The following is a 4,520-nucleotide window of genomic DNA, read 5'->3' on the forward strand; positions in this document are numbered from 1 at the left end:
CGGACACGCAGCTGCCAACGCCTTTTGCCCGTTGGTTCGAGGATGAGCTCAGGCTCGCTTTTGCAAAGACTGCCAAGATGAAACTCTTCGACAAACAGGTGGCGGCGGCGATGGATCCGGCGATCCGCGCGCTCTACGGGGACTTTTTTGGGACGGACAGGGCGGATTCAATATTGTACGGAAAGTATGCGCAGGATGATCGAGGGGTTCTGGTCACGATGACGCTGACCGATCTTTCGACGGGCGGGCTTATCAGCGAGACGCGATATGCTGTGCCTGCCTCTGCGATTCCATCGAATGTGAACGTGCAGCCTTCGGTAAAAATGGTGCAGACAGCCGCGGCGCTTAGCCAGCTCTTCACAAGCTCGGGAGCTGGGGGTCAAGCAGGCAGCGGGCAGCAGGGGGCAGCTCAAGACTTCGTCGTGACGCTTTCGACCGATCGCGGCCAGGGGGCGGTATATCGCGATGGCGAGCGGCTCACCTTGCTCGTGACATCGAGCAAAGATGCATACCTCAAAATTTACCATGTCGATGTGAACGGGGTTGCCCAGCTGATTTGGCCGAACCGTTTTGGAGGCTCCGGGAAAATTAAAGCAGGCGAGGCACTGAAATTTCCCGGGCCGAATGACAAGTTTCAATATGTGCTTGGGCGCCCCTACGGGACTGAATACATAAAGGCGGTCGCGTCGACGAAACCGTTCGCGACGATGGAAGCGGATTTTTCGGATTTGCAGGGATCAGCTGTGGCCGCGATTTCGCGGGGTTTGACGGTCGTTTCGAGCGACACGACGCGAGCCGAGGCTCTGGTTGTGTACGAAATTTTGCCGTGAAAGCGAGCCCCGCGCCTTGGGTTGCGCCGAGGTTAAATATTTTTAAATTTTGGGGTCAGACCCCTTTTTAAAATCGCCCTTTTTCATTACCATTTAGTTAACAAATCTTTAGTTTTCTTTTCTTTGAGGGTGATGGAGTCCACCGGGGCATGTGCCTGAACTGCGCGGCTTGCCGCTGCTGATGACTCCTTCCGACGGTGTCTTTGCAAGGGCGCCGTAATGATGTGAGCCGGAAGGAGGTCAGTATGATTGCGGTAAGCATGCTCTTTGAAAATCCCGAAGATACGCGCAGGGCTTCTGCCTTCGATATGCCAGAATATTTTGTCGATCTCAATCTCGATCAGATACTGGAAGGCATCAATGGCGGCTTGTCTGAATACGGTCTTCAACACATTTTCTACCAACATCTTTCGAACGCCCGCGAAGTTCAGTTTCGCCAGGCGATTATGCGCGACATGGAAAAGCCCGATTTTCTCGCAAAGATCAAGGCATTTTCCAGCAGGTTCCGCTCCATGCGGCGCTCGCTCGCATCTCTCGAAAAGCTCTACAATTTGCATCATCGCCAAGGCTGGTTCCTCGAAGCGGTGGCAGCATACTGCGAATCTGTCGAATCGCTTGCGGGGACATTGCGCGATGCTGAGCTTGGTTCAGTCGGCCTCCGTTCGCTTCGGGATTATCTCATAGCCTATGCAAGCTCAGAATCCTTCCTCACACTCAAGTCAGAAATGGAAGGGCTCATGCAGTCGCTCGGCGAAATCCATTACAGCATCATTATCAAGAACCTTACTGTCAGGGTCAAAAAGTTCGAAAACGAAATCGATTACTCAGCCGATATCGACGACACATTCAGCCGTTTCCGCCAGGGTGCGACGAAAAGTTACCTGCTCAAAATACCGAGCTCGATAGGCCTCAATCATGTCGAGGCGCAGATTCTGGATTGCGTGGCCAAGCTCTATCCCGAGATTTTTGCCAGCCTCGATGAGTTCTGCAAGGCGCATGCCTCGTTCATCGACGAGACAATCGATACGTTCGAGCGTGAAATCCAGTTCTATATCTCGTATCTGGACTATATCGGTCCGCTCAGGAGGGCGGGACTGAGTTTCTGCCATCCCGAAATCGCGGAATCTGACAAGAATACATACGCGCAGGGCTTTTTTGACCTCGCGCTGGCGAAAAAAGTCTCTATGACGTCGACCCGCGTAGTGCCGAATGATTTCAGTCTGCAGGGCAAAGAACGCATGATCGTGATCACCGGCCCGAATCAGGGCGGCAAGACAACCTTTGTCCGTGCTTTCGGGCAGCTGCATCATCTTGCGGCGATCGGGCTTCCCGTTCCGGGGACGGGTGTGCGCCTCTTTTTATATGATGCGATATTCACTCATTTCGAACGCGAAGAGACCATAAAGAGCCAGCGCGGCAAGCTTCACGACGAGATCATCCGCATTCACAACAGCCTGGAGCGCGCGACGCCTTCCAGCATTTTCATCCTGAACGAGATTTTCACCTCGACAACAGTAAAGGATTCGCTTTTCCTGAGCCGCAAAGTGCTCGAAAAGATTCTCGCCCTCGATGCCATCGCTGTCTGCGTCACCTTTCTCGACGAGCTCGCTTCGATGGATGATCGAATTGTGAGCATGGTGAGCTGTGTCGATCCTCAAGATCCCTCGATTCGCACGTTCAAAGTTGAGCGTCGGCTTGCTGATGGGCTGGCATATGCCCGGTCTATCGCTGAAAAGTATCATCTCACCTATGAGAGCCTGAAAAACAGGTTTGCACGCGCGCAAGGCGGACGCAACCCTCGAGAAATGCGCGGCAATGATTCCATGGCACGTTTCGGCGAGGCACTATCATGAAAGTCTTTTTAATGTATAAAGATAGAGATTTCGACCCGCAGGCGCCTCTTGCGCCGCAGACAGACGCGCTCATGCAGGATTTCGATGTGGATATCCTCCTCAAGGCGATGTCCGCAGGCGACCGTTTTCTCTATGACATATCGAAGAGCGCGCTTTTTCAGAGCCTCATGGATGAGGGAACGATTCTCTATCGTCAACAGGTCCTCGATGACAGCATAAGGAACGAAAAAATTGTGCGCGATATCTACGCGCTCGCGGATGAGGCCGTCGAAGCCAAGCGCAAGAACTGGTTCGGTGTGTTCGGGGCGTATCCTGGTTCGATTCTGCATGGCGCGGTGCGGATGCTCGAAGCCTATCTGCCTATGCTGGAGCGGCTCCGTGTAATTGCCCGCGAAAAACAAAGTGTGTTCAGATCGAAAGGGTTCACCCGGTTTTTTGCAATGATCCAGAATGAGCTCAATGATGAGTATGTGCGCACGGTAAGCCAGTACCTTAAGGACCTTCGGTTCGACAGCGGCGTCATGATCAGCGCGAAGCTCGGAGAGGGGAACGAGCTCACTGGTCATGCCCTCAGAAAGCCGAATATCAAGGACAAAAATTGGATACGTAGGATACTGGGCCCGAAAACACCATCATATGCTTTTTCGATCGATGCGAGAGATGAAGCAGGCACGCGCGCGCTGGGCGAACTGCGCGACAGGGGGATCAATTTTGCGGCGAATGCTTTGGCGCAGTCGGCGGATCATGTCGAGAGTTTTTTCAGGATTCTCAAGAATGAGGTAGGGTTCTATATCGCCTGTCTCAATCTGCGGGAAAAGCTTGCATCGATTGGCGAAGCGGTGTGCTTCCCTGTGCCGAGCGCTCCGAAATCGCTTCAGCTCGAGTTTTCGGGGCTCTACAATGTGTGCCTTTCGCTCTTTTCCGGCAAGAAATCGGTGGGGAATGATGTGTGTGCGAATGGCAAAAACCTCGCGATTATCACTGGCGTCAACGAAGGGGGGAAATCGACGTTCTTGCGCAGCGTGGGCATTGCGCAGCTTATGATGCAAGCGGGAATGTTCGTGCCGGCCACAAGGTTCAGAGCAGACATTCGGAGCGGTGTGTTTACGCACTACCGTCGCAAGGAAGACCGGGACATGGGCTCGGGCAAGTTCGACGAAGAACTCAAGCGCATGAATACTATCGTGGATCAGATAAAGCCGCACAGCCTGATTCTCTTCAACGAGTCATTCGCATCGACGAATGAGCGCGAAGGTTCGGAGATCGCCAGGCAGATTGTGAGCGCGTTGCTCGAGAGCGGGGCAAAGGTATTTTTCGTGACGCATTTGTATACGTTTGCGGCGCAGTTCAGGGAAAAAGCGAACAAAACGACCATTCTGCTGAGGGCAGAGCGCCGCCAAGACGGCACGCGTACATTCAGAATCGTCGAAGGGGCTCCCTCGCAGCGCAGCCATGGAGAAGACCTGTACTATAAGGTGTTTGAGGAAGAAGTATAGTGTCACGAACCTTGCATATGCCTTTGTCAGAGCCCCAGCTACTCTTGCTGGAGAAATGCAATTTTGCTACGCATTTGAGTTGCTGAGCAAAATATGCAATCTTCGTAACACTAGGTTTGTCTTGCCTGCCTTGCCGGGCGGTGCGCAAGGCGCTATGCTGGCTTCAGGTCTGACAAATGAATACAAAGTTGTCTCAATTATCGAGCGAAGAAAAGGCCGTTCTGGCGAGGTTGAAGGCGTGGCTGGCATTGCAGCTCGCTGCTGAAGCCGTTCGAAACGACGAGGGACTGCGACAGGCGTGTCCGGCTGCGGGGATTTCGCTGAAGCTTGCGATTCGGGGT

At 53.4% G+C, this 4,520-nt stretch carries 3 protein-coding genes and 1 riboswitch; all 3 genes read left to right on the forward strand.

Translation table 11 applies throughout. The annotated features are described in order from the left end of the window. Positions 1-830, forward strand: an 830-nt coding sequence (locus tag GAP13_RS12660; RefSeq protein ID WP_158908654.1) for a DUF4384 domain-containing protein, incomplete at its 5' end; no start/stop codon positions are given. 119 nt (positions 831-949) lie between these two features. Beyond that, positions 950-1,028, forward strand: a riboswitch (Fluoride riboswitch). A gap of 47 nt (positions 1,029-1,075) precedes the next feature. Next, the gene (locus tag GAP13_RS12665; protein WP_158908655.1) at positions 1,076-2,683 is read left to right on the forward strand and encodes a MutS-related protein; all 1,608 of its coding nucleotides are present in this window, start codon (positions 1,076-1,078) and stop codon (positions 2,681-2,683) included. Further along, positions 2,680-4,179, forward strand: coding sequence for a MutS-related protein (locus GAP13_RS12670; protein ID WP_158908656.1), 1,500 nt, complete (start codon positions 2,680-2,682; stop codon positions 4,177-4,179). The genes GAP13_RS12665 and GAP13_RS12670 overlap by 4 nt, the downstream gene beginning before the upstream one ends. The last annotated feature ends 341 nt before the right edge of the window (positions 4,180-4,520 follow it).

The sequence above is a fragment of the Rectinema subterraneum genome (assembly GCA_009768935.1).
GTDB lineage: Bacteria > Spirochaetota > Spirochaetia > Treponematales > Rectinemataceae > Rectinema > Rectinema subterraneum.